At 41.2% G+C, this 22528-nt stretch carries 15 protein-coding genes and 1 pseudogene; 10 read left to right on the top strand and 6 right to left on the bottom strand.

Features of this window, described 5'->3' with window-relative positions; translation table 11 throughout:
* Window positions 1-24: 24 nt before the first annotated feature.
* The 4 genes from V7K73_RS20445 to V7K73_RS20430 form a co-directional block, all read right to left on the bottom strand.
* Window positions 25-258 (bottom strand): hypothetical protein, encoded by a 234-nt coding sequence (locus V7K73_RS20445; RefSeq protein ID WP_334882494.1) that lies wholly within the window; start codon window positions 256-258, stop codon window positions 25-27.
* 1023 nt (window positions 259-1281) lie between these two features.
* The gene (locus V7K73_RS20440) at window positions 1282-2628 is read right to left on the bottom strand and encodes an LLM class flavin-dependent oxidoreductase (protein WP_334882493.1); all 1347 of its coding nucleotides are present in this window, start codon (window positions 2626-2628) and stop codon (window positions 1282-1284) included.
* Window positions 2629-3012: 384 nt separating this feature from the next.
* A complete protein-coding gene (locus V7K73_RS20435) occupies window positions 3013-6279 on the bottom strand; it encodes a beta strand repeat-containing protein (RefSeq protein WP_334882491.1) in 3267 nt (1088 codons plus the stop codon).
* A gap of 342 nt (window positions 6280-6621) precedes the next feature.
* Window positions 6622-6873 carry a hypothetical protein gene (locus V7K73_RS20430; protein WP_334882490.1) on the bottom strand — a complete coding sequence of 84 codons (252 nt, stop codon included), beginning with the start codon at window positions 6871-6873 and terminating at the stop codon, window positions 6622-6624.
* A gap of 506 nt (window positions 6874-7379) precedes the next feature.
* On the opposite strand from V7K73_RS20430, the gene V7K73_RS20425 reads away from it, so the two are divergent.
* From V7K73_RS20425 to V7K73_RS20415, 3 genes are all read left to right on the top strand, one after another.
* On the top strand, window positions 7380-7622 hold the full coding sequence (locus V7K73_RS20425) for a hypothetical protein (protein WP_334882488.1): 243 nt from the start codon (window positions 7380-7382) through the stop codon (window positions 7620-7622).
* A gap of 142 nt (window positions 7623-7764) precedes the next feature.
* Window positions 7765-8583, top strand: a complete 819-nt coding sequence (locus V7K73_RS20420) for a carbonic anhydrase (protein ID WP_334882487.1) — start codon at window positions 7765-7767, stop codon at window positions 8581-8583.
* 517 nt (window positions 8584-9100) lie between these two features.
* Window positions 9101-9310, top strand: a complete 210-nt coding sequence (locus tag V7K73_RS20415; protein WP_094352220.1) for a TOBE domain-containing protein — start codon at window positions 9101-9103, stop codon at window positions 9308-9310.
* Window positions 9311-9433: 123 nt separating this feature from the next.
* On the opposite strand, the gene V7K73_RS20410 is transcribed toward V7K73_RS20415, so the two are convergent.
* Both V7K73_RS20410 and V7K73_RS20405 read right to left on the bottom strand, forming a co-directional pair.
* On the bottom strand, window positions 9434-10201 hold the full coding sequence (locus V7K73_RS20410) for an ATP-binding cassette domain-containing protein (RefSeq protein WP_334882485.1): 768 nt from the start codon (window positions 10199-10201) through the stop codon (window positions 9434-9436).
* Window positions 10202-10317: 116 nt separating this feature from the next.
* Entirely contained in the window at window positions 10318-11145 is an 828-nt protein-coding gene (locus tag V7K73_RS20405; protein WP_334882483.1) for an ABC transporter permease subunit, read from the bottom strand.
* A 907-nt stretch (window positions 11146-12052) separates the two neighbouring features.
* Here V7K73_RS20405 and V7K73_RS20400 point away from each other — a divergent pair.
* The 7 genes and pseudogenes from V7K73_RS20400 (at window position 12053) to V7K73_RS20375 (ending at window position 22237) form a co-directional block, all read left to right on the top strand.
* The gene (locus tag V7K73_RS20400; protein WP_334882481.1) at window positions 12053-12874 is read left to right on the top strand and encodes a class I SAM-dependent methyltransferase; all 822 of its coding nucleotides are present in this window, start codon (window positions 12053-12055) and stop codon (window positions 12872-12874) included.
* A gap of 534 nt (window positions 12875-13408) precedes the next feature.
* Entirely contained in the window at window positions 13409-14947 is a 1539-nt protein-coding gene (locus V7K73_RS20395; protein WP_334882479.1) for an amidohydrolase family protein, read from the top strand.
* Window positions 14948-15082: 135 nt separating this feature from the next.
* A complete protein-coding gene (locus V7K73_RS20390) occupies window positions 15083-16081 on the top strand; it encodes an aldo/keto reductase (protein WP_334882477.1) in 999 nt (332 codons plus the stop codon).
* Between the two features lie 409 nt (window positions 16082-16490).
* Complete coding sequence (locus V7K73_RS20385) at window positions 16491-18341, top strand: ABC transporter ATP-binding protein (RefSeq protein WP_334882475.1); 1851 nt, start codon at window positions 16491-16493, stop codon at window positions 18339-18341.
* A 213-nt stretch (window positions 18342-18554) separates the two neighbouring features.
* A pseudogene (locus V7K73_RS29930) lies at window positions 18555-18731 on the top strand (IS701 family transposase); the annotation flags it as partial.
* A gap of 1438 nt (window positions 18732-20169) precedes the next feature.
* Window positions 20170-21399: a sedoheptulose 7-phosphate cyclase gene (locus tag V7K73_RS20380; RefSeq protein WP_334882473.1), complete on the top strand. Its 1230-nt coding sequence runs from the start codon at window positions 20170-20172 to the stop codon at window positions 21397-21399.
* Between the two features lie 4 nt (window positions 21400-21403).
* Complete coding sequence (locus V7K73_RS20375) at window positions 21404-22237, top strand: O-methyltransferase (protein ID WP_334882472.1); 834 nt, start codon at window positions 21404-21406, stop codon at window positions 22235-22237.
* Window positions 22238-22528 lie beyond the last annotated feature (291 nt).

Genomic DNA, 22528 nt, shown 5'->3' with positions numbered 1-22528 from the left:
GGCGATGCCTGCGGCGGGCTACGCCTACGCCCTTAAAGAAAAACTTTTTAGTTTGCTGAAAATCCCAGAGGATTTTATCTCCTGCTTAAGAACATGCTCACGATGAGCAGATTCTTGTGGTGATAATTCCCAAATATCACGTATCTCATGTTCTTGCTTATCTAAATCTAATAATTGGCGATAAGGTGGAGACTGAAACTGCTGTCCAAATAACCAAGGTACTCCATTTAATAATTCTCTTTCTATTCCATGAAACATATTTTTACCCTTATCAAAAATAAGCTGTAACACCTCGTTGACGCGCGATGGGAATAATCCCGCCTTTTTGGTAGCCCAAACGAATCACATTGTTTTTCTCTATAGTTTTAAGAGTGATTTCTGAAGAGGAATCTGAGTTAGTTGCGGCATTGATAGCTATTTGTTGACTGCAACTAGAAGCTATCAAACCATTAGATTAGACGCTGCGATCGCAAAGATTGTACTGGCAGAACATTTTTGTTTGTACTGAAAGCGGCGTTCTTTAAAATAATTCACCACAATTGACTCCTTGATATCAATTTTTAGGAGTTGAAGCAGCCATATCTATGATAATAACGAATTAACTACGGTAAGTCAGTAGATTTAGTGTATTTAACAAATATAAGGTTACCACTTTTTAATGGGCTGTTCAAATTCAATCAATATTTCTTTATTTTTGACTATGAGAATTAAACGCGGGTATTTCCGTGTGAAGCTACAGTGGTGATAAAATAAACTGCAAAAGAACCATAGACACAAATATCAAAAAAATTCTTGGGTTTGAGTGACTTTTTCTTCAATTTGAGTCATTGTTTTTCTCTCTAAATATTTTGGGAATGAGGGACTAGTACTGTCACGGTTATTTCATTCTAAAATGTCACGTTTTCAAAGTCCCTCTCCGATATATGGGAGAGGGATTTAGGGTGAGGGCAAAAACTACGGTTCTCAACTTAAATCAGGTTTAAATTCTTAAAGATTCCTAAAAACTGCCGTAAAAATAGAATGAAATAGCCCTGCTAGTACCGCAGAGCAAAAATCACACATTCAAAAGTTAAAAGTCAAAAGTATTATGTAATGTACTTTTCAGGGTTTTTAAATGGTTGCTGGATTTACGCCGTGATGTACTAGGGATTGGAAATTGGCGAAAGAAACCTTTTTTATTTTTGGTTGTTTAATTGCTCCCATGACCGTCTAATATTCTGTCTAGTCAACTTTGTATAGCATGAGAAAATTTGTAAACAATCAAAACTCTTTCCCTACTCCCTACTCCCTACTCCCTACCTTCACTCGAAAGAAGCGGTTGGCGGGGCGCACCAGTCCCAGATTTTCGCGCAGCGTTTTGCCCTCATAGTCGTGGCGGAAAATCTTACGCCGTTGAAGTTCTGGCACAACCTTGTCCACAAAGTCATTCAGCCCTTCAGGAAGAAAAGGGAACATAACGTTGAAGCCATCAGACCCTTCCTCTGTCAGCCATTGCTCCATATCATCGGCGATCGTTTGGGGCGTACCGACAAAGGCCAGCCCACCGTAACTACCTATGCGTTGAGCTAGCTGTCGAATGCTCAGGTTCTCACGTTGCGCCAGCGCGATCACTCGTTCGCGTGAGGTCTGTCCGGCGTTAGTCTGCGGGATTTCCGGCAAGAGGCCGTCTGGATCAAAGCCCGAAACGTCGTAGCCAAGTGCGCTATTTAAGCTGGCGATCCCACTGTCATAATGTACTAGGCTGTCTAAATGAAGACGCTTGGCACGCGCCTCTGCGACAGTTTCACCCACGATCGCCAAGACACCTGGAAGAATTTTAATGCTGTCTGGGTCACGTCCGATCGCTTGCACGCGACCTTTTATGTCAGCAAAGAAAGCCTTGCCTGCTTCTAGGCTGCCAGCTGATGCAAATATAACTTCGGCGGTTTCGGCAGCCAGTTGACGACCTGCTTCGGAGGCTCCCGCCTGGACGATTACCGGCCAACCCTGGACAGGTCTGGCGATGTTCAATGGCCCCCGCACCGAGAAATGTTTTCCCTTATGACCTAGAACGTGAATTTTTCCGGGATCGAAATAAATCCCTGATTCCACATCTCGAATGAAGGCATCGTCAGCGAAGGAATCCCAAAGACCTGTAACGACATCATAGAATTCCTTAGCCCGCACGTAGCGTTCGTCATGATCTACTTCCTCTTCTAATCCAAAGTTGAGCGCTGCCTCTGGATTGGATGTGGTGACGATGTTCCAGCCAGCGCGACCGCCACTGATATGATCCAGAGATGCGAAGCGGCGAGCTATATGGTAAGGCTGGTCATAGGTTGTGGAAGCGGTCGCTATTAGCCCGATGTGTTCCGTGACGCTAGCAAGGGCAGAAAGCAGGGTAAAAGGCTCGAAAGAGGTGACAGTATGGCTGCGCTTCAACGCGTTGATTGGCATATTTAGCACCGCTAAGTGGTCAGCCATGAAGAATGCGTCAAACTTGCCTTGCTCTAGTTTCTGGATGAATCGTTTCAGCGCTGGGAAGTTGAAATTAGCATCAGCCAAAGCCCCAGGATAGCGCCAAGCACCTGTATGTATGCTTACCGGGCGCATGAAAGCACCCAGTTTTAATTGCTTCGATTTGCTCATTAGCCCTCCGTATCAAGTTTAAAATACAGGGGTGATCGTCCCCTTGAAGTAGTTATTGATATAGTCCTTCAATTTGGGATTCTAACTCAACCTGAAATCGCTATTAAAGTTGTGGTAAATCCGCACTTTTGAGCCAACTGGAGGAGGTTCTTGGCTCGTGAGTAACTAACATCACGAGGTTCAAGAGGATGAAACTTTATTTTTACACCAGGAAAATTATACGGTAAATCGGTAAACTTACCGTATAATAATATTAGATTTGCATAGACAAAGACAAAAAACAAGGGGGTATCTAGATTGTGTATCCCCCCAGTTCCTAAATTGTCAGTAAAAATAACACCTCGCAAACCGTAGCAGTTGGTAATGGCAGAGCGCTAATTCCGATTAAACAACCACAAAATTCTTTTCGGTTAGTGTCACTTTGCCAGATATTTGGGCAAATTGTACCTGAGTAAACCGAGACGCACTGCCATCAAGGTCAAAGAACAATCCACCTGTAGCGCTGTTGTAGATAAATCGCTCTTGGTTAGTGGTTGCAGATGTTCCAAGGGTAAACTGAGTAGCTTTGAGTGAACCTGGTGATAAGTCGCTACCAAAACCAGCAGCCGACAGCTGAATCAGTTCATTAGTGGCGTTGAAGTCAGAAATACTGTCAACACCTCCATTATTGTAACTATTGAAAACAAAGGTATCAGTACCAGCCCCTCCAATTAGGCTATCATTACCTTTGCCACCTATGAGGATATCATTGCCATTACCACCCATGAGTGTGTTCTTACCAGAAGCGCCAGAAGCTGTGAGAGTATCATTATCATCGCCACCAATAAGGAGATTATTGCCTGTTGAATAGTCAACACTCAAGCGATCGCTACCAGCACCACCGTCGAGCGTGTTATTGCCAGAGACAGTATAAACTCCGTATGAGGAGTATAAGGAGGCTGAACCAGAGGCATTAAGAGAATCATTTCCATCCCCCCCAGACAGTAGGTTATTCCCTGATGAATAGTTAGTAACTAAGTTATCATCACCAGCGCCACCATTGAGGGTGTTCTTGCCAGAGACAGCATCAAGAGAAAACTCGCCTCGGTAGTCGTTGTAGGAGCCAGAGATACTCAGAGAATCATTTCCATCGTCGCCAGAGAGCAGATTATTACCATTTGAATAATCAGCACTCAAGTAATCATTACCTGCACCGCCGAAAATCGTATTATTTCCATCTGCCCCATTTATCGTATCGTTACCATTGCTCCCCACTATATAATCATCGTACTGTGTACCTGAGATATTTAATTGTTCGATATTCTTGTAAGTAATGTGACTCGTGCCTACTGTAATCGAGCCAGTGTTACTAGCAACATTGAATGTCGAAGTAATTCCGTCGCTAGTAGTATAATTATACAACGACAACAAATCGTCACCTGTGCCTCCATCGATGGTATCGTTGCCGCTATTACCCCCGTGGAGCGAATCGTTGCCATTAGTGCCTACAATCAAGTCATCGTAGGCTGTACCATAAATATTTAATCCTTCGATATTCTTGTAAGTAACGTGACTCGTGCCTACTGTAATCGAGCCAGTGTTAGTAGCAGCATCGAATGTCGAAGTCATGCTCTGGGTTGCACTATAGTAAGAGAACGATAAGTAATCTTCACCAGCGCCCCCATCGATTGTATCATTTCCACTACCGCTCCCATCTATTGTATCATTGCCACTGCTCCCCACAATCAAGTCATCGTAGGCTGTATCAGAGATATTTAATCCTTCGATATTCTTGTAATTAACCTGATTCGTGCCTGCTGTAATCGAGCCAGTGTTAGTAGCAGCATCAAATGTCGAAGTAATTCCCCCAGTACCATAGATATACGAGACTTTCAATAAATCGTCACCTGTCCCTCCATCTACTGTTTGAGTTACTAAGTCAGAGGGGGAAGTATATAGAAGCAAAGACAAAGAATCATTGCCATCGCCTCCAGAGAGTAGGTTATTGCCAAACCCACCATCAGACTTTCCAGAGTAGTCGTAATAGCTAGAGACAAAGAGAGAATCATTGCCATCGCCTCCAAACAACAGGTTATCGCCTGTTGAATAGTTAGCACTTAAACTATCGTCACCAGCACCACCGTCGAGGGTGTTATTGCCAGAGGTGGCAAATGCGTACCTGTCAGAAGCGGAGCTAGAGGTACTAAGATAATCATTGCCATCGCCTCCAGAAAGTAGATTATCGCCTGTTGAATAATCAGCATTTAAACTATCGTCACCAACACCACCGTCGAGGGTGTTATTCCCAGAGGCGGCATTGGTACTTCCCCCGTCGTAGTCGATGTGAGTCCCAGAAGTGGAGAGATTATCATTGCCATCCCCCCCAGAGAGGAGGTTATTACCTTTTGAAGAGGTAGCACTCAATTGATCATTACCAACACCACCATTAAGGATGTTATTGCTTGTTGAATAATCAACACTCAAGTCATCGTTACCTTTACCGCCAAAAATCGTATCATTACCATAACTTGGATCATTGCCACTACTGCCCCCACAGAGAAAATCGTCGCCATTAGTCCCCACAATCAAGTCATTGTAGATAGTACCTCTAATATCTAATCGCTCGATATTTTTGTAGTTAACCTGATTCGTGCCTGCTGTAATCGAACCAATGTTAGTGGTTGCATTGAATGTGGAAGTCATTCTCCCCGTAGCATTGGTATAATACGCTTGTAAAAAATCATCCCCTTTCCCTCCATCTACGGTTTGAGTTACTAAGAAAGAGGGGGCAGTAGATGAAGCCCTCAAAGAAAAGCTGTCATCGCCATCGCCACCAGAAAGCAGGTTATTGCCTGTTGAACCCTCAACACTCAAGTAATCGTTACCAGCACCACCGTTAAGGGTGCTATTGCCTGTTGAATCCTCAGCATTCAATACATCGTCACCAGTACCACCAACGAGGGAGTTATTGCCCGTACCACCAATGAGGGTATCCTTCCCCGCACCACCAATGAGAGTATCATTGCCCGTACCACCCCGCAGCAAGTCGTTGCCACTTTTGCCGTCGATTTTGTCATTACCGCCCTGACCATTAACCACATCATTTGAGTCGTCTAAACCCGTAATGTTGTTGGATAGGTCATTAAGGAAGGTTACTGTATTTTTGATGCCCAGCTTAGTTTCAGTGGAGTTGGCATCAAAGACATTAAAGCTGTCGGTGATACTACTTTGCCCATTAAACAGGATATTACCAATCGCTGGTGTGGCTCCAGAAGCTTTATGATTCTCTAAGTTTTCTAATTTGAAGTTTTGCAGAATGACTGTGGTTTCACCTACCCCTTCAAACGCAATTTCCAAATTGTTGCCATTCTGGGTAAGCAGCAAATTTTCGGGACGAAAGAAGTCATAGCCCTCGAATTTTAGGGTGTCCACTTCGGCAATGACTGCGGAAGTCGGATTTGTTCCTTTACCGACGCCACCGAAATCGGTGATGGTATCAGTGCCGTTGAATATACTAACGAATTTAAACTGATCCTTGCCACCACCACCAGTTAATGTGTCGTTACCATCAGTAGCTGTGATGATATCGTTGCCTGCAAGACCATTAATCGTATCCGCTAATTCGCTGCCCACTAGGGTATCATTACCCTTGGTTCCAATGATATTTGCCATAATTTTTACCTGACTAAACCGTTTTTTTCAGTAACTTCAGTTCTCAACCTTGAGTTAAGTGCTGATTTTGGGTACAAAAAACTCGCCGAAGTTTGACGTTTTCGGCATACTTTATACCTCAAAAGTGAGAAACAATAATATTCGTCAAAGATTCACCCTATGAAAAGCCTTTTAAATAGCACTGATTGTTATTTCTCAAACTATTTAAGTCTTAATCAGTGGATAAAATCATTAGGGTGTACATTCAAGAAAATCGATCCTTTTAGGCTGTTTTAATTGTTGTTCAGTATCAATCAGTGAACAAGCATTAAAAAAGCAAGCTTTAATGCCTCTATCTCTAGCTTAAAATTGAGTTAAGTCGAATGAACACTGAACTTTCAGGTTTTTTTGTCCTGACATACCGTATTTGTCGAATCTCTTACTCAGGTTAGAGCTATTCAGGATCTCAATAATTTCTTTATTAATATTGTTTTGTAACTGCTGTAGCCTTTGTGAAACAATAATTATTGACTTTAATTTTTGATATTTATCGTCTTGTAACTGCTGTAGCCTTTGCAAATCAATAACTATTGACTCTAATTTTTGAGATTCCATGAATTTTGTTTTCCTTTCAGACTAATAGATGTATGAACTGATTTTGTGATGTATTAAATAACGCGAGTTCTATGAGTCAATTCTGGAAATCAAAGAATTCAGCATCTAGGGTCTAGAAGGTTACGAAATAATTAAGCTTCTAAAGCTCCTCAACTTCACACTTAATTAGTTAGTCAGTCTGTTTTGTAAAAGTTACGCATTGTTTAACAAAACTTCATATTTGATTTTCGAGAAGCGATTGATGTGAGTGCAAAAATTCTTTTGAAGTTGTAAATACTGCATACATATAAAGCTTTCGTACCAATTCTCTATGAAAATGCACATAATCAAACAAACCTCAACTCCATGCCAGACAAGGGAATTACTCTATGCAGGCTCACATAGATTTGGTATGAGTTCAAACTGAGAATGAATTTCTTGTATTTAGTATTTTTTTATACTTAAGTAACCGTATCAAGGGTAATTAATCTATCTGAAGACAGATTTTTGAAAACTTAAAAGTAAATATGTTGTTAATAGTAGCTAAAAACAGCGGTATTTTAATCACAGATCACCATCCTCATCTGAGTGCTTGGAATTTCCAAGGATTAGGTTTGTGGTTATGGAATTTACGCTTATGGCTATATCGGCTAATCAAACCAGGAGGTCATACAACAGCCGCAGAGCAAACTTGGGGATTAGCAACAGAGGTTCATCACCGACTGGCGATGGATTGCTTAAACAATACAAGAATAAATCTCACCCTTTAACTAAGCCTTGGGTGCAATAGCAAAAACCTATCAATTACGTCAATCTGTTTACAGATATTATTAACCCGTCCCTACTTGCTTAATTTGAAAACTCAATTTATACGATAAGTTTCAAGTATTATTTGTTGATTTAGGTGCTTCTATGAAAAAATTGATTAAAGGTTTGCGCGAATTCCAAAGTAGTTATTTTTCTGCTAATGAAGAACTGTTTGAACAACTTTCTCATGGTCAAAAACCCAGAGTACTATTTATTACTTGTTCAGATTCGCGTATCGATCCAAACCTGATTACACAAGCCGGGTTAGGTGAATTGTTTGTTATCCGCAATGCAGGCAACATTATTCCACCATTTGGTGCGACTAATGGCGGTGAAGGGGCAACAATTGAGTATGCTGTTCAAGCATTAGGTATTCAGCAAATTATTGTCTGTGGTCACTCGCATTGTGGTGCTATGAAAGGGTTAATGAAGTTAGACAGCTTGCGGATAGAAATGCCGCTTGTACATGACTGGCTCAAGTATGCAGAGGCAACCCGACGACTGGTGAAAGACAATTATAGCGATTACGAAGGGGAAGAACTCTTAGAAATAGTTATTGCTGAGAATGTACTCACCCAAATCGAAAATTTACGCACTTATCCGGTGATTCACTCTAAGCTCCACCAAGGGCAACTCAAGATTTATGCTTGGATTTATCAAATTGAAACCGGAGAAATTTTGGGATATGATCCACAAAAGCACGCCTATGTCTTGCCACAAAATCAGCTTTTCCCATCGGAGATGGATGAGACATTAGTTAGCCCAGCTGTAAATAGCAATGTGGAAATACATTTCACTAAAACTCAACAACGACCGTTTCAATCTTCCCAGGAAGTCCCTGTTTCTACACATGAATGGTTTCCCATGACAGTGCTTTCTCCAGAGCAAATGGAGCGAATTTATCGAGGCTCGACAACAAAATAAAAATGTAGAGTACGGAAAATCCCTCGTAAGGGTAGAAGTTGCTTGACTAGGAATAACAGACACCAGAAGTGTGATTGTAATAATTATTAAGAAAGAGGAAGTTAGAGGCAACCGAGGGTTGCCTGTCAAATAAATGACTTTCAGTAGTTCACAAAGTGTTTTGCAGAAGTGCGATCGCTAACTGTTCAGAAGGCGAACATAATTACTATTCTAATATAAGTCTAAAATCCAGGGCTATTTCATTCTATTTTTACGGCAGTTTTTAGGAATCTTTAAGAATTTAAACCTGATCTAAGTTGAGAACCGTAGTTTTTGCCCTCACCCTAAATCCCTCTCCCATATATGGGAGAGGGACTTTGAAAACGTGACATTTTAGAATGAAATAACCGTGGTCTAAAATCTAAGTTCTTCTATAAGGCAGAAGATAGCATCCTACTAAATGAGGATAATCCAATAATCAGATTGTTGTTAGTATTACTAAGTTCAGAATTATCTTATAACTAGGGAGGATCAAAATATGGAAGTTAGCGCTCGTAATTCCTTAAAAGGAACTATTAAGAAAATTCACCCAGGAGCAGTCAACTCTGAGGTCATATTAGAAATTGTGCCTGGGGTGGAAGTAACTGCAATTATTACCAAGGAGTCGGTAGAGCATCTCCAACTTCAAGAGGGAAAACAAGCGATCGCTGTGATTAAAGCATCAGATGTCATAATTGCTACAGAGTAGCTGGAAATCAGTAGATAAGTTGTAGCGATCGTTCTATAAGCGGATCGCTACGATTATCTAAGTATTCATACACTAGACTTTTTTCCCTTCAGTAAGTTTGAGATTTTCTTTTGATTAAGAGTATTAATGACTCATTTGCAATAATTGATGAGCGTGAGTACCTTCATTATTCATAACTTGTTCTAGTACTGCTTCTCTGATATTTACAAATACTTCACTAGCTCTGTCTCGTGGACGCGACAATCTTACAGGTAAATCTAACGCAACCCGTCCTTCTTCAATTACTATTACTCTGTCTGCCAGCGCCACAGCTTCTTCTACATCATGGGTAACCAAGAACGCCGTAAAGCCTCTCTGTTGCCACAAATCCTCGATTAAATGTTGCATTTCTAAGCGAGTTAACGCATCCAATGCTCCTAAAGGCTCATCAAGTAGTAATAGTTGTGGTTGACTCACTAAGGCTCTGGCTAATGCTACTCGTTGTCGTTGCCCTCCAGATAAGACGTAAGGCCATTCACCAGCTCTATCTTTAAGCCCTACTTGTTCTAATACCCGCGCACCTTTTGCACGCCAATTTTCTTGCAAACCCAGACCCACATTATCTATTACACTTTTCCAAGGTAGTAACCGGGGGTCTTGAAACATCACTCTTACAGAATGACTAAGCTTACGTAGTGGTTCTCCATCTAATAATATGCCGCCTGTAGTGGGTTTATCTAACCCAGACACTAGGCGCAGTAAAGTACTTTTACCGCAACCACTACGTCCCACAATCGCAATAAATTCTCCTGGTGCTACTTCTAAGTTTAATGACTTTAAGACAGTTTTATTTCCAAAAATTTTGCTTAAATCCAAAATATTGAGTTGTGAACCTTGGATAGTTGAAGCCATGTGTTTTTTCCTTTGTTTAATGATTTCTGAGTTATTAAAATAGGAAGTTATTTGAGGTTTTTGCAAAGAATAAATGAAGGGCAAAAACTAAACATATATTTAAATTATGTAAACTTTTACCCAGCAGATGTGTAAGTGGGATTCCATGATAATAATTTTTTTTCTAGAAGTTTGGCGATAGAATTTGCTAGTTTACCTAACAGTGCATAAATGACAATACTTAACACCACAATATCTGTTTGCATGAACTCACGGGCGTTCATTGCCATATAACCAATGCCAGAATCTGCTGCAATTTGTTCGGCTACAATTAACGATAGCCACATAATACCCAAAGAAAAGCGGACACCAATCAAAATTGAAGATAAAGCTCCTGGAAAAACAATTTGCCACAAAATCTGCGATGTTTTTAAGCCATAAACTCTGCCCATTTCAATTAGTTGGGGATCTACATTACGAATTCCATGATAGGTATTAAGGTAAATTGGGAAAAACACACCTATGGAAACTAGAAATAATCTAGCTTGCTCGCCAATCCCAAACCATAAAATAACTAGAGGAATTAATGCCAAGTTAGGAATAGTACGCAGCATTTGCAAGGAACTATCTAACAATTGTTCTGCAATGCGAGAAAATCCAGTGAGTAATCCTAAAATAAAGCCAATTCCGCCGCCAATAATAAAACCAGATATAGCGCGTGCGGCACTGATTCCCATGTGTCGGAAAAGCTCTCCAGTTGAAGCTAACTTAAATGCCGTAAAAACTACGCTACTTGGTGCTGGAAGAATTCTGCTGGAAAGTAAACCAGTTCTAGAGGCAATTTCCCAAAGTAGTAGCACTATAAAAGGTACTATCCAAGGGATGATTTTATCTGCGTATTTGTTGTTAAATATTGCTTCTAGGGATTTTTCGCTGTTTTTAGTCTTTTTCAGAGTAATAGTCATAAGTTACTAATTAGTTGTTTTATGAAGTTCTCATTAAACGCTATTTCGTCAATAGGACTGAATAGCTTTGGCGTTATCTATGTTTGTTTTACGGAGACACGGACAGAAAGTAATGAAGAACAAACCCAAAAATTACGTTATAGTTGGGGTATTTTTTCTTAAAACTACTATATATCTAGTATGTTACCGTAGATTAAAGACAGTTTTACACGAAATTAACTAAAAAGCAACTCCCAAGAGTAGAGAGTGGGGAATATTCCTTTTTCAGCTTGGGCTATAGGATTTTCCTGTGAGTTCACTAGAAAGTAAAGGTAGTGCAAAGAGAACCCACCCAAATCGGCTCGTTGTCATCATTGTTTGCACTATTCTTTGGGGAAATTTCCTCAATTTCTAATCTAGGCTCAGATATATTCGGTATTTCAGCCGCAATTAGTGCTGAAGACAGGATGAAAAATCTTATTGACTTTTACCATAAAAAAATGAAAAAAGCAATCCTCTTAAGATATGTTTTTAAAGAAAAAAATATTAACGAACTTGTGTTAAGCAGTACTTGCATTTTTCTTGTAAGTATGAAAGACTCTGTTAGATAAGCAAACTACGGTAAACCAGTCAACTTATAGTATATTAAAAGGAATAAACTACAGTATTTCATTTAGCGACTGACTACTTAGCCAGAGCTACAAAAAATATTGATAGGGCAAATGCAAAGTGTAGTAGTCAGTGAAACGCTCTATCAATGTTCTAAATCGTTCAAACAAATTTGGTAAGAACCTTGGCATTTTCATCCTACAAGTCTTGTTTTATAAATTTGTTCTAGCAACAGAGACTAGAGAAATATTCAGAATAATTTTCCTAATGCCTAATTCCCAGTAGCCAAATAGAGATTGATTCACCAAAAAAACAACTTATGACCCAACTTAAAACACTTTCCACCTACGACCCAACATTATTTGAGGGTGCAGCTGAAGTCTACGCTCAATACAGAACTAAATACTCACCTGCTGTATTTGACAAACTAACTGAAATATTTAATCTCAATGGTCAGGGAAGACTTCTTGATTTAGGTACTGGGCCAGGTTTAATTGCCATTCCCCTCAGCAGCAAATTTCAGGAAGTCGTTGCTATTGATCCCGATTTAGAAATGCTCAAGGAAGCGCAACGTCAAGCAGCAACTGTAAGAGCAAACAATATCACTTGGCTAGAACTTGGAGCAGAACTGATTAACCCTAGTTTGGGAACATTTAAACTAGCTACGATTGGTAGAGCCTTCCACTGGATGGAACGCGAACTTGTACTTGAACGTCTTTATGAATTGCTTGCAGATGATGGTGCTGTAGCACTGCTAAACACTGGTGATAATCCTTGGATAAGTTCTCTACCCTGGAAACAAGCTGCCGTTGGAGTCGTAAAAAAATGGTTAGGTGAGGAGCGACGAACTGGACAACGAGGACAAGGTATTCGTAAACCAGTTGATCCTCCCCACGAAGTTATAATTGCCAATTCCAAATTTGCCCGCCAAGAAGTATATGAAGTGCCATTTGAAAAATCTTGGACAGTCTCTAGCTATCTTGGCTATTTATACACTACAGCCTTTTCTCTGAAAATTTTTTATGGCGACAAAGCCGAAGAATTTGAAGCAGATATTAAAGAAGCATTACTAGCAGTTGAGCCTTCTGGTCACTTTACAGAAGAACTCACAGCAACAATCCAAGTAATTTGGAAGCATTAAGTAAGTCGGCGCAAATAATCATCACTGGTTTGTAGTTGCGGTTTAGCGCTAAAGCACCTTGAGAGAAAAGCTGGGGCTGCGTCGTCCGGGTAATCTGCCGCTAAACAAGTGGATGAGAGATTGGTGTTGGCGTAAATAAATAGGGCTTACGCAACGCCAGATATTCTTTTTAGTTCGTAGTGAACGCGAGTGCGTCTCAAAGAGAGGGCTTTAGTGCTTTCTTGCAAACGCTACTTGAACAAAATCAGGAGTAAAGTCCTTACTACAAACAAAAAGCGTAAGTCCCGATCAAAAGAGTAGTGAGTTTCGAGTGCTGTAGACGCTCCTGGGGGAGCCAGTGCGTTATGGGTTCTTTCCGTTGTAGCAATTGTCTTTTCTGAGTTATCCAGATGCAATAAATCACCTATCAATTTCAGGGTTTTATTGGGCTTTAAATCCAATAAATTACTAACTAACACTCAAATGTGTCTTTGTACTCAGCACTCATAACTCATTTCTCAGCACTACTTCTGTCATTAATTCAAGGAAAAAAACATGGCTGAATATAGCAGATTAAAAACTTCCCGTTCTGCGGCAATTAAAGCAAACCTCGATTATCCGATAATTGATACTGATGTTCATACCAATGATTTCACTCCGGCGCTTGAGGATTACATTGCTAAATACGGTGGCTCGAAACTCGTAGATGAATTACGCAGGGCGGAAGATTCTCGTCTTAATTCCAAGAGCAATGGTAAAGACTGGTATCAACAAACTCCAGAAGAACGGCAGTACAACCGCACAATTCGATCGCCTTGGTGGGCGAGAGTCACCCGCAATACTTTGGATCTGGCTACTTACACTCTTCCTGAATTATTCTATGAGCGTCAGGCGGAGCAGGGGTCAGATTATTCGGTACTGTTTCCGAATAATGTTTTGGCACCGGCTGGAGCAAGTAAAGAGAACCGTCAAGCACTGCAACGGGCGGTCAATCACTATCATGCTGATTTGTATCGGAAATATAGCGATCGCTTGACTCCTGTAGCTGGCATTCCAATGGGTAATCCTCAAGAAGCCGTTGAGGAGTTAGAGTTTGCCGTAAAAACACTAGGGCTGAAGGTGGCAAACATTCCTGGTGGTGTGAAACGACCAATTAAGGCGATCGCTGATAAATATCCAGCAGATCAATATCCTGAAATCGCCAAATATGCCTCTTACATTGACTTTTACGGTTTGGATAGTGAATACGACTACGATCCATTCTGGGCAAAGGCAGTTGAATTAGGTGTACCTATTACTACCCATTACGGTAGTCAAGGTTGGACTGGACGCTCCTCCATCAGTAACTACATGAACAACCATATCGGTCACTTCGCCGATGGCTCACAAGCATTTGCTAAAGCACTGTTTTTTGGTGGTGTTACCAAGCGGTTTCCACGGTTACGGGTAGGTATGCTTGAAGGTGGTGCAGATTGGGGCGCACACGTCTACATTCATTTAGTAGATCGTTTCTTCAAACGCAATCTCAAGGGACTGCAAAACTACAACCCAGAACTGACAAATTCTGATGAGTTGTTCGAGTTGTTTGAGCGATTTGGTGGCGAAATTACTCAAGGCTATTCCCTCACCAAAGAGGAATTGACTAAGAGTGTACTGGGTTCTTCTTTTAGCCGTCATAGCCGTGCGCCAATTGCTAGCGAACTGGAAGACTTTGCAGCAGCCGGGATCGAAACAATTGAAGATATCCGCGATCGCTGGGTAAACAGTTTCTTCTTTGGTTCCGAGTCCGACGATCGCACCATCGCAGCAGCATTCAACGATAAAGCTAATCCCTTGGGTGTGAAAATCAACGCCATTTATTCCTCAGATGTCGGTCACTGGGATGTGCCAGATTTGACCGATCCACTAGCCGAAAGCTGGGATTTGGTACAAGAAGGTGTGATTTCTGAAGCCGACTTTAAGGCTTATGTATTCCATAATCCTTACAAGTTTTATACTCAAGCCAATTCCGAATTTTTCAAGGGTACGGCGGTTGAATCTAAGGTAGCTAAGATCGAATCTGCACAAGCAGATAAGAGTTTGGTAACGGCGTAAAAGATTAAGAGGAGATCAGGGAGTAACTTCCTTGCTCCTCTACATCCCCTTCCTCAGTAAATAAGGCGCATAGCGTTTTACCCTCGCAATCATTTTTTAAATTGGTATAAGAATTTCTTTCCTCTTTCTTCTAAAATGACATTACCAACAACTAAACTCGGTCAAACTGGTTTGACCGTTTCCCGTCTCTGTCTTGGCACTATGACCTTCGGCTTGCAAATAGACGAAGAAACTTCTAGGCAGATTCTTGACACTGCTGCTGATGCGGGAATTAACTTTCTAGATACAGCCGACGTTTATCCCCTTGGTGGTGGGCTGACTACAGCTGGACGTACCGAAGAAATCGTGGGACGCTGGCTTAAAGGCAAACGCGAACATTTTATTTTAGCGACTAAGTGCGTGGGACGAGTCGGAACTGCACCTTGGGATCAGGGTGCTTCTCGCAAACATATTCTCGATGCGATCGATTCTTCCCTCAGACGACTGGAAACCGATTATGTTGATCTGTACCAATTGCACTCTGACGATGCTTCAACCCCCCTTGATGAAACCTTAGAAGCATTAGATACGATAGTTCGTGCTGGCAAGGTTCGCTATATAGGGGTTTCCAATTTCTTAGCTTACCGACTCGCCCGCGCTTTGGGTCGCGCCGATGTGCGGAATTTAACTCGCTTTGTTTCAATTCAGCCCCGCTACAACCTATTATTCCGTGAAATTGAGCGAGAACTTTTGCCTTTGGCAAAAGTTGAAGGACTAAGTGTAATTCCTTACAATCCCTTAGCAGGTGGTCTACTGACTGGCAAACATAGCCTCACTCAAGGCCCCACCGCCGGGACTCGTTTTACTCTGGGTGCTGCCGCAGAACGTTATCAAGAGCGATACTGGCGCGATCGCGAGTTTAATACTGTGGAGGAATTACGCTCAGTCGCGGAATTCGCTGGATTGTCACTCACTACCCTAGCGGTGGCTTGGGTGCTGGCTAATCCGATTATTACTGCTCCCATTATTGGTGCTAGTCGTCCAGAACAACTGACTGACACCCTCAAGGCAACAGAAGTAAAACTCGACGACAGTTTGAAACAAAAGCTAAACGACATCACCGCCGAATATGGCAGGGGAGATTCTCTGCGTTAGTTTTGCAAATTTTAACCTTTTTAATCCAAACTATTTCATCTATCAAACAACTATGATTAAACGCCGTCGTTTTCTAAATGTTGCTACATCTAGTCTGGGCGGTTTTTCTATGTCTATGCTGCAATCACACCGCCAGAAATTATGGTCTAAGTAGGTTGGGATCAGGCAGGGGGCAGAGGAAAAAGAGTTTTAGCCTTATTTACTACAGGACTTACGCACAAGGAACGGAAAATCGAACCACAGAGGACGCAAAGGACACGGAGGAATAAGAGGAAAGAGAGTTTTTGCGTAAGTCCTGCCTTATTTACTATTTTTCGTGCAAAATTGACTTGTCAAACCTAGATTAAATTTGACTTTCTTAATTACGAATTACGAATTGGTATAACATGATGCTTCAAGAGGGACTTTCATGACGAAAAAATCCAGAAAATCCCAATCCTTTCAACGTGCTGCCGATGCGCCCAACTTACCTGATACGACCTTCAGGTTCATTTGTCATTTTGTCAATGATTTCCGGTGGTGGTACGTGGCAATGGTGATTCTGGAGGCACTTCATGCGACCTGTGGGATCATGTTACCTTATGCCATTGGTGAGATCATTCGGAGCGTAACGCGATCGACAGGGAACAGCAAGTCAATTTTTGATGCCGTAAGCCAACCCCTGATGCTTTTCACCGCCTTGAGTTTGGGTGAAGTGGTATTCGGGCGAGCATCTGGACTCTTGCAGACAATCGTCCATCCGATCCACCGACAGCACATCGTCCGCTCTTTATATGCCTACTTGCAGCATCACTCCCATCGCTACCTGAGCAGCAGTTTTGCTGGGTCATTGGCACATCGCATCAGCGAAACTTCTTTGGGTGTGACGCAAACAATGCAAATGCTGATTACTGAATTTATGTCAGTGATTATTGTCTATATTATCTCTACTATTTTACTGTATCGCGCCTATCCTCCCCTTGCTGCATTTGTGGGTGTGTGGGCAGTTCTTTTCGTCAGTATTTCCTTTTGGCTGGCAACTCACTGCCGAATTCACTCCCGCAAAGCCGCAGCCGCAAGAAGTGAGACAACTGGTATCATTGTAGACGCGGTAACAAATCTCAATAGTAGCCGACTGTTTGCTCGCCTGGGTTTTGAACGACGCTATTTGAATGAACAATTAAGGCGCGAACTCAAAGAGGTGAGAACTTCCAACTGGTACTCGGAGCGAATTCGCTGGTTTCAGTTTATCTCAGCAGCAGTTCTGAAAATCGGCACTCTGTATTACTCGCTTTCCTTATGGAGTCAAGGACTGATTGCTACTGCTGACTTTGTTGTGGCAACTAGCATATCGCTGTTGATCATCAGTGAAGCCCGCAATTTGAGCCGACGCTTTCTAGAATTTTTTGAACATATCGGCAATATTGCTAATGGTGTCTTTACTATCGTTCAACCGCACGAGATTATTGATCGGGAGAGTGCGATCGCTCATTCCATCACCCAAGGAAAAATTGAGTTTCGCCAAGTAAATTTTAGCTACTCCCTTGCTAGAAAAGTCTTCGACAACCTTTCTATCACCATCCAACCGGGTGAGCGTGTCGGACTGGTTGGCTTCTCTGGTTCTGGAAAATCCAGCTTCGTGAATTTAATTTTGCGTCTGTTCGATCCCTTGGGCGGAGAGATTCTTATTGATGGGGTGGATATTCAAGATATGACTCAAGATGCCCTACACTCCCAGATCAGCTTGATTCCGCAAGATCCGTCTCTGTTCCATCGGACATTGATAGAAAATATTCGTTATGGACGCATAGATGCAACCGATGAGGAAGTGATGGAGGCAGCAAGCAAGGCTTATGCTCACGATTTCATCGCTCAGATTAAGGAAGGGTATGATTCTTTAGTGGGCGAACGTGGTATCAAGCTTTCTGGAGGACAAAGACAGCGAATTGCGATCGCACGCGTGATTCTCAAAGATGCACCGATCCTAATTTTGGATGAAGCCACCTCTAGTCTTGATTCTATCACCGAAAAAGCGATCCAAGATACTTTAGATTCAGTGATGGATGGGAAAACCGTTATCGTCGTCGCTCACAGGTTATCTACGATCGCACATCTAGACCGCATTTTAGTATTCGACCAAGGGCGCATCGTCGAAGATGGTAATCACGCCAAACTGCTGTCACGCCGTGGTGCTTACTACAAATTATGGAAAATGCAGGCAGGTGGATTCTTGCCTGTAGAAGCCAATAATCACAACATATCTGAACTACAAACAGGATAGTTTTGAGTAATTTTCTCTTTCTTTGCAAGTTGGTATTTTATCGCGCAAGTCTCTAAACGCCTGCCTAGCTTCTTTTGTTCTGCAAAACGGACAACTAGGAGCAAAAATAGCATGATCTGAATTTTGGAAAGAATTGCAATCGGCTCCTCTCTTTCTAATTTTTAACACAGGCAGAACGCATCCAAATTGTCTGGTTCAGACTATCAGAGCGACTACCAAGCTATCCGCGCCTTTACGTAACTAGAATTAATCCGAACTGAAGAGTTAATTGAAAACTGGTACGAAGTGCAGAGAAATTTGTCTCTTCAACTAGCTCGTGACTTTATCCTCAAACATCTAAAACAAAAGGTAGGTTTGAAAACACATAGTCAGGTTACTGTCAATGCGTAAGTCCTGATTTAAATAATTCTTCTGCGGTTTCAGTAGATTCATAGAACAGCAGCTGTTTAAAATATTCAAAATTCGCTTCAGAAACAGTCATACCAATTCACGAAAGCCTTGATACATATAGATTTATCGTAGGGGCTTGTCTTTGCCATGCCCAAACAGCAGGGTATTTGTATCATTATTAAAGTGAAATGCTATCAACCATGTTATCAGCAGAGTTTTTACCTGAGAGTTTTTATCGACGAGAGATTTTATTATTGCTAAATACCTTAGATATGAGATATGCCTGCTGTAGAAAATATCTATCTTTAGACATACTTTTTTTAAAATTTTTTGTTAAATAGTACACTTCGCATGGTGGATTGACTGAAATCTATTTACACATGTTATGATTTGTATTATTCTAATGTTATGATTTGTATTGTATTTTAAGTTTACAACTAGTAAATAGTTAGTTATTTAAGCTTTTTTAGCTTAATTTACGACTAAAAAGGCAATATAAGCAAATTTAGAAACTTTTAACACACACAACCGTTCCTTATAAAATATAAATTTTTGTTACTAGTAACTCAGATACATTTAATTAAAATCTGAATTTTCAGGAGTTACTGAGGTATGTGTGTTAAATACTGAACAGTAACTTAACTGAGTGAGGTATTCTACGGTTATTCTCAATAGAATGAAGTGAATCATGTTTGTTTTTAACCATTTTAGGGTTTGAGACTAATCGAAAAAAACAGGGAGCGGAGGATTAATCATGTCTGTAATTTCAAATATCAGGCTGGAAATAGACAATATAAGTATTTTACTAAAATATGAGTTCTGCAAAGTTTAATATTCGGAAAGTTGCGATAGACGAACATAGTAGAGTTAAAAAAGATTCAGATAAACTTCCTAAAAATCCACTGTCATTCTAAACTAAATAGAATGTAGCGAGTTTAGTGATACGAGGCTTGATACTAATGTTAAAAAACAGCGGACTAACAATTAATCAGGGTTCTAATCTCAAATTGAAGCTTGGAGATATACGATATAATCAGTTTTGCAGACTAGAATTTTTGCAAAATCGTACAGTTGGAAAACCACTATATTTAAATATAGTGGAATAAATCTGAATTCAGATTAACTTCCCAAGTTGAAAGTTAATAATTCCCGGAAGAAACAGGCAAATATTATGCCAATATATTGCGAATGGGGCTATTTGACTAGTTTGAGGTTATACCGAATTAAAGGTTGACCCATCTATAGAATTTACTCAAATGAATGGTGTTGTTTAAAAACATTGCCAGTCAGCAATAAACCTTAGCTTTTTACAGAAAGCTAATTTTGTACTGTTTTTAATCTGAAAGGATAAAGAGCATAATTTCTTGCTGGCATACATGAGGGTAAATCGGAATTATTACCGTCTCACAATTTTTTAATTGGAATAAGGTCAACACACATGAATAAAGTTCAAGCATCATTTGAAGCTACCGAAGCTGCGTTTCACGTACAAGGGTACGAGAAAATCGATTTTAGTCTTGTCTATGTGAACGGTGCTTTTGATATTAACAACAGAGAAATAGCAGATAGCTATGCGAAATTTGGTCGCTGTCTAACTGTAATTGATGCCAATGTGCATGAACTTTATGGCGAACAGATCAGGTCATATTTTAGACACTATGACATTGAACTGACAGTATTTTCGATCATCATTACAGAGCCAGCTAAAACCCTTGCAACTTTTGAAAAAATTATTGACGCTTTTTCCGACTTTGGTTTAGTTCGTAAGGAACCAGTCTTAGTCGTTGGTGGTGGTCTAATTACTGATGTGGCTGGGTTTGCTTGCGCTTCTTACCGTCGCAAGAGTAACTACATCCGTATTCCTACCACATTGATTGGTTTAATCGATGCAGGTGTAGCAATTAAGGTTGCAGTTAATCATCGTAAGGAAAAAAATCGCTTAGGAGCATATCATGCACCTTTAAAAGTGATCCTCGATTTCTCATTTTTGAAAACCTTGCCAACGGCTCAAGTTCGTAATGGGATGGCAGAGTTGGTGAAAATTGCGGTAGTTTCTAACTCTGAAGTCTTTGAACTGCTATACAAATATGGCGAAGAACTGCTTTCGACTCACTTTGGACATGTGAATGGTACACCGGAAATTAAAGAGATTGCCCATAAACTCAACTACGAAGCTATCAAAACCATGCTGGAGTTAGAGACTCCTAACTTGCATGAAATAGACCTCGATCGCGTCATTGCCTACGGTCACACTTGGAGTCCTACCCTAGAATTAGCACCTCACATACCCCTTTATCATGGTCACGCGGTGAATATAGATATGGCTTTGTCTGCAACCATTGCAGCACAACGGGGCTATATTCCAACAGGAGAGCGCGATCGCATCCTAGACTTGATGAGTCGTATCGGTTTATCACTCGATCATCCTCTATTAGATGGAGATTTGCTCTGGTATGCTACCCAGTCTATTAGCCTGACACGAGATGGTAAACAACGTGCAGCCATGCCTTGTCCTATTGGTGAGTGCTTCTTTGTCAATGATTTGACTCGTGAAGAACTTGATGCTGCCTTAGTTGAACACAAACATCTTTGTGCTAAATACCCTCGTGGCGGAGAAGGGGTTGACGCATACATTGAAAATCAAGAAGCCAAGCTCTTGGGGGTGTGAAAACATGACCAGTGTTTTACGACAAGAAACAGCTAGACCAATAACGCCACACAGCATCTTAGTAGCCCAGCTACAGGAAACTCTCAAATTAGCCCAAGAGAATAACATTCCTGTAGAGATATTAGATTCTCTGCGCCAGGGAGTTCAATTAGCCGCGGGTTTAGATCCCTACTTGGATGATTGCACCACACCAGAATCGAGCGCATTGACAGCATTGGCGCAAAAAACTAGCATTGAAGACTGGAGCAAACGCTTCAGTGATGGTGAAACAGTCCGTCAGCTAGAGCAAGAAATGCTCTCAGGACATCTTGAAGGACAGACATTAAAAATGTTTGTTCATATCACCAAGGCAAAGCGCATTCTAGAAGTAGGAATGTTCACAGGCTATTCAGCCTTGGCAATGGCAGAAGCATTGCCAAGTGATGGGCAACTCATCGGTTGCGAAGTAGATCCCTATGTCGCTGAATTTGCTGTGCGTTGCTTTAGTGAGTCTCCCCACGGCGAAAAAATTGTCGTAGAAGTAGCACCCGCTCTAGAGACACTCCACAAGCTAGTAGCCAGAAAAGAAGTATTTGATCTAATCTTCATTGATGCCGATAAAAAAGAGTATGTAGAGTACTTCCAGACGATTTTGGCTCATAACTTACTGGCTCTTGACGGGTTAATCTGCGTGGATAATACTTTATTGCAGGGAGAAGTTTACTTACCACCAGAACAACGCACCGCCAACGGTGAAGCGATCGCTCAGTTCAACCGTGTTGTCGCCGCCGATCCTCGTGTCGAGCAAGTTCTCTTACCCATCCGAGATGGTGTAACCCTGATTAGACGCGTTGTCTAATTGAGAGATGAGCAGAGAAGTCTGAGCCTTGGCTTAAACTTCAAAGGGATGAAGAAGATAAGAAGGAATAATTTTCGCTTGCTTCTTCATCTCCCCCAAGGTATTTTTTTTTTGCGATCGCAGTTGTTATATACAGGACTTACGCAAGTAGGTAGGCAAGATAAAACCAAACTATGTAACTAAAAGTAAAATCTCTGTATTTGCCTCGTAGTTGCGCTTTAGCGCTAAAGCGCAACTACGAGCCAGTGATGAGTATTTGCGCCCACTTACTTATGAAATGTAGGGGCAATT

Origin of the sequence: Nostoc sp., from assembly GCF_036916975.1 — a bacterium.
Taxonomy (GTDB): Bacteria; Cyanobacteriota; Cyanobacteriia; order Cyanobacteriales; family Nostocaceae; genus Nostoc.
This window is presented reverse-complemented; position numbering and strand designations above follow the sequence as displayed.

Excerpts from the sequence above, each read along its gene's own strand:
- V7K73_RS20445 (WP_334882494.1), bottom strand. The coding sequence starts at position 258 with ATGTTTCATGGAATAGAAAGAGAATTATTAAATGGAGTACCTTGGTTA.
- V7K73_RS20440 (WP_334882493.1), bottom strand. The coding sequence starts at position 2,628 with ATGAGCAAATCGAAGCAATTAAAACTGGGTGCTTTCATGCGCCCGGTA.
- V7K73_RS20435 (WP_334882491.1), bottom strand. The coding sequence starts at position 6,279 with ATGGCAAATATCATTGGAACCAAGGGTAATGATACCCTAGTGGGCAGC.
- V7K73_RS20430 (WP_334882490.1), bottom strand. The coding sequence starts at position 6,873 with ATGGAATCTCAAAAATTAGAGTCAATAGTTATTGATTTGCAAAGGCTA.
- V7K73_RS20425 (WP_334882488.1), top strand. The coding sequence starts at position 7,380 with ATGTTGTTAATAGTAGCTAAAAACAGCGGTATTTTAATCACAGATCAC.
- V7K73_RS20420 (WP_334882487.1), top strand. The coding sequence starts at position 7,765 with ATGAAAAAATTGATTAAAGGTTTGCGCGAATTCCAAAGTAGTTATTTT.
- V7K73_RS20415 (WP_094352220.1), top strand. The coding sequence starts at position 9,101 with ATGGAAGTTAGCGCTCGTAATTCCTTAAAAGGAACTATTAAGAAAATT.
- V7K73_RS20410 (WP_334882485.1), bottom strand. The coding sequence starts at position 10,201 with ATGGCTTCAACTATCCAAGGTTCACAACTCAATATTTTGGATTTAAGC.
- V7K73_RS20405 (WP_334882483.1), bottom strand. The coding sequence starts at position 11,145 with ATGACTATTACTCTGAAAAAGACTAAAAACAGCGAAAAATCCCTAGAA.
- V7K73_RS20400 (WP_334882481.1), top strand. The coding sequence starts at position 12,053 with ATGACCCAACTTAAAACACTTTCCACCTACGACCCAACATTATTTGAG.
- V7K73_RS20395 (WP_334882479.1), top strand. The coding sequence starts at position 13,409 with ATGGCTGAATATAGCAGATTAAAAACTTCCCGTTCTGCGGCAATTAAA.
- V7K73_RS20390 (WP_334882477.1), top strand. The coding sequence starts at position 15,083 with ATGACATTACCAACAACTAAACTCGGTCAAACTGGTTTGACCGTTTCC.
- V7K73_RS20385 (WP_334882475.1), top strand. The coding sequence starts at position 16,491 with ATGACGAAAAAATCCAGAAAATCCCAATCCTTTCAACGTGCTGCCGAT.
- V7K73_RS20380 (WP_334882473.1), top strand. The coding sequence starts at position 20,170 with ATGAATAAAGTTCAAGCATCATTTGAAGCTACCGAAGCTGCGTTTCAC.
- V7K73_RS20375 (WP_334882472.1), top strand. The coding sequence starts at position 21,404 with ATGACCAGTGTTTTACGACAAGAAACAGCTAGACCAATAACGCCACAC.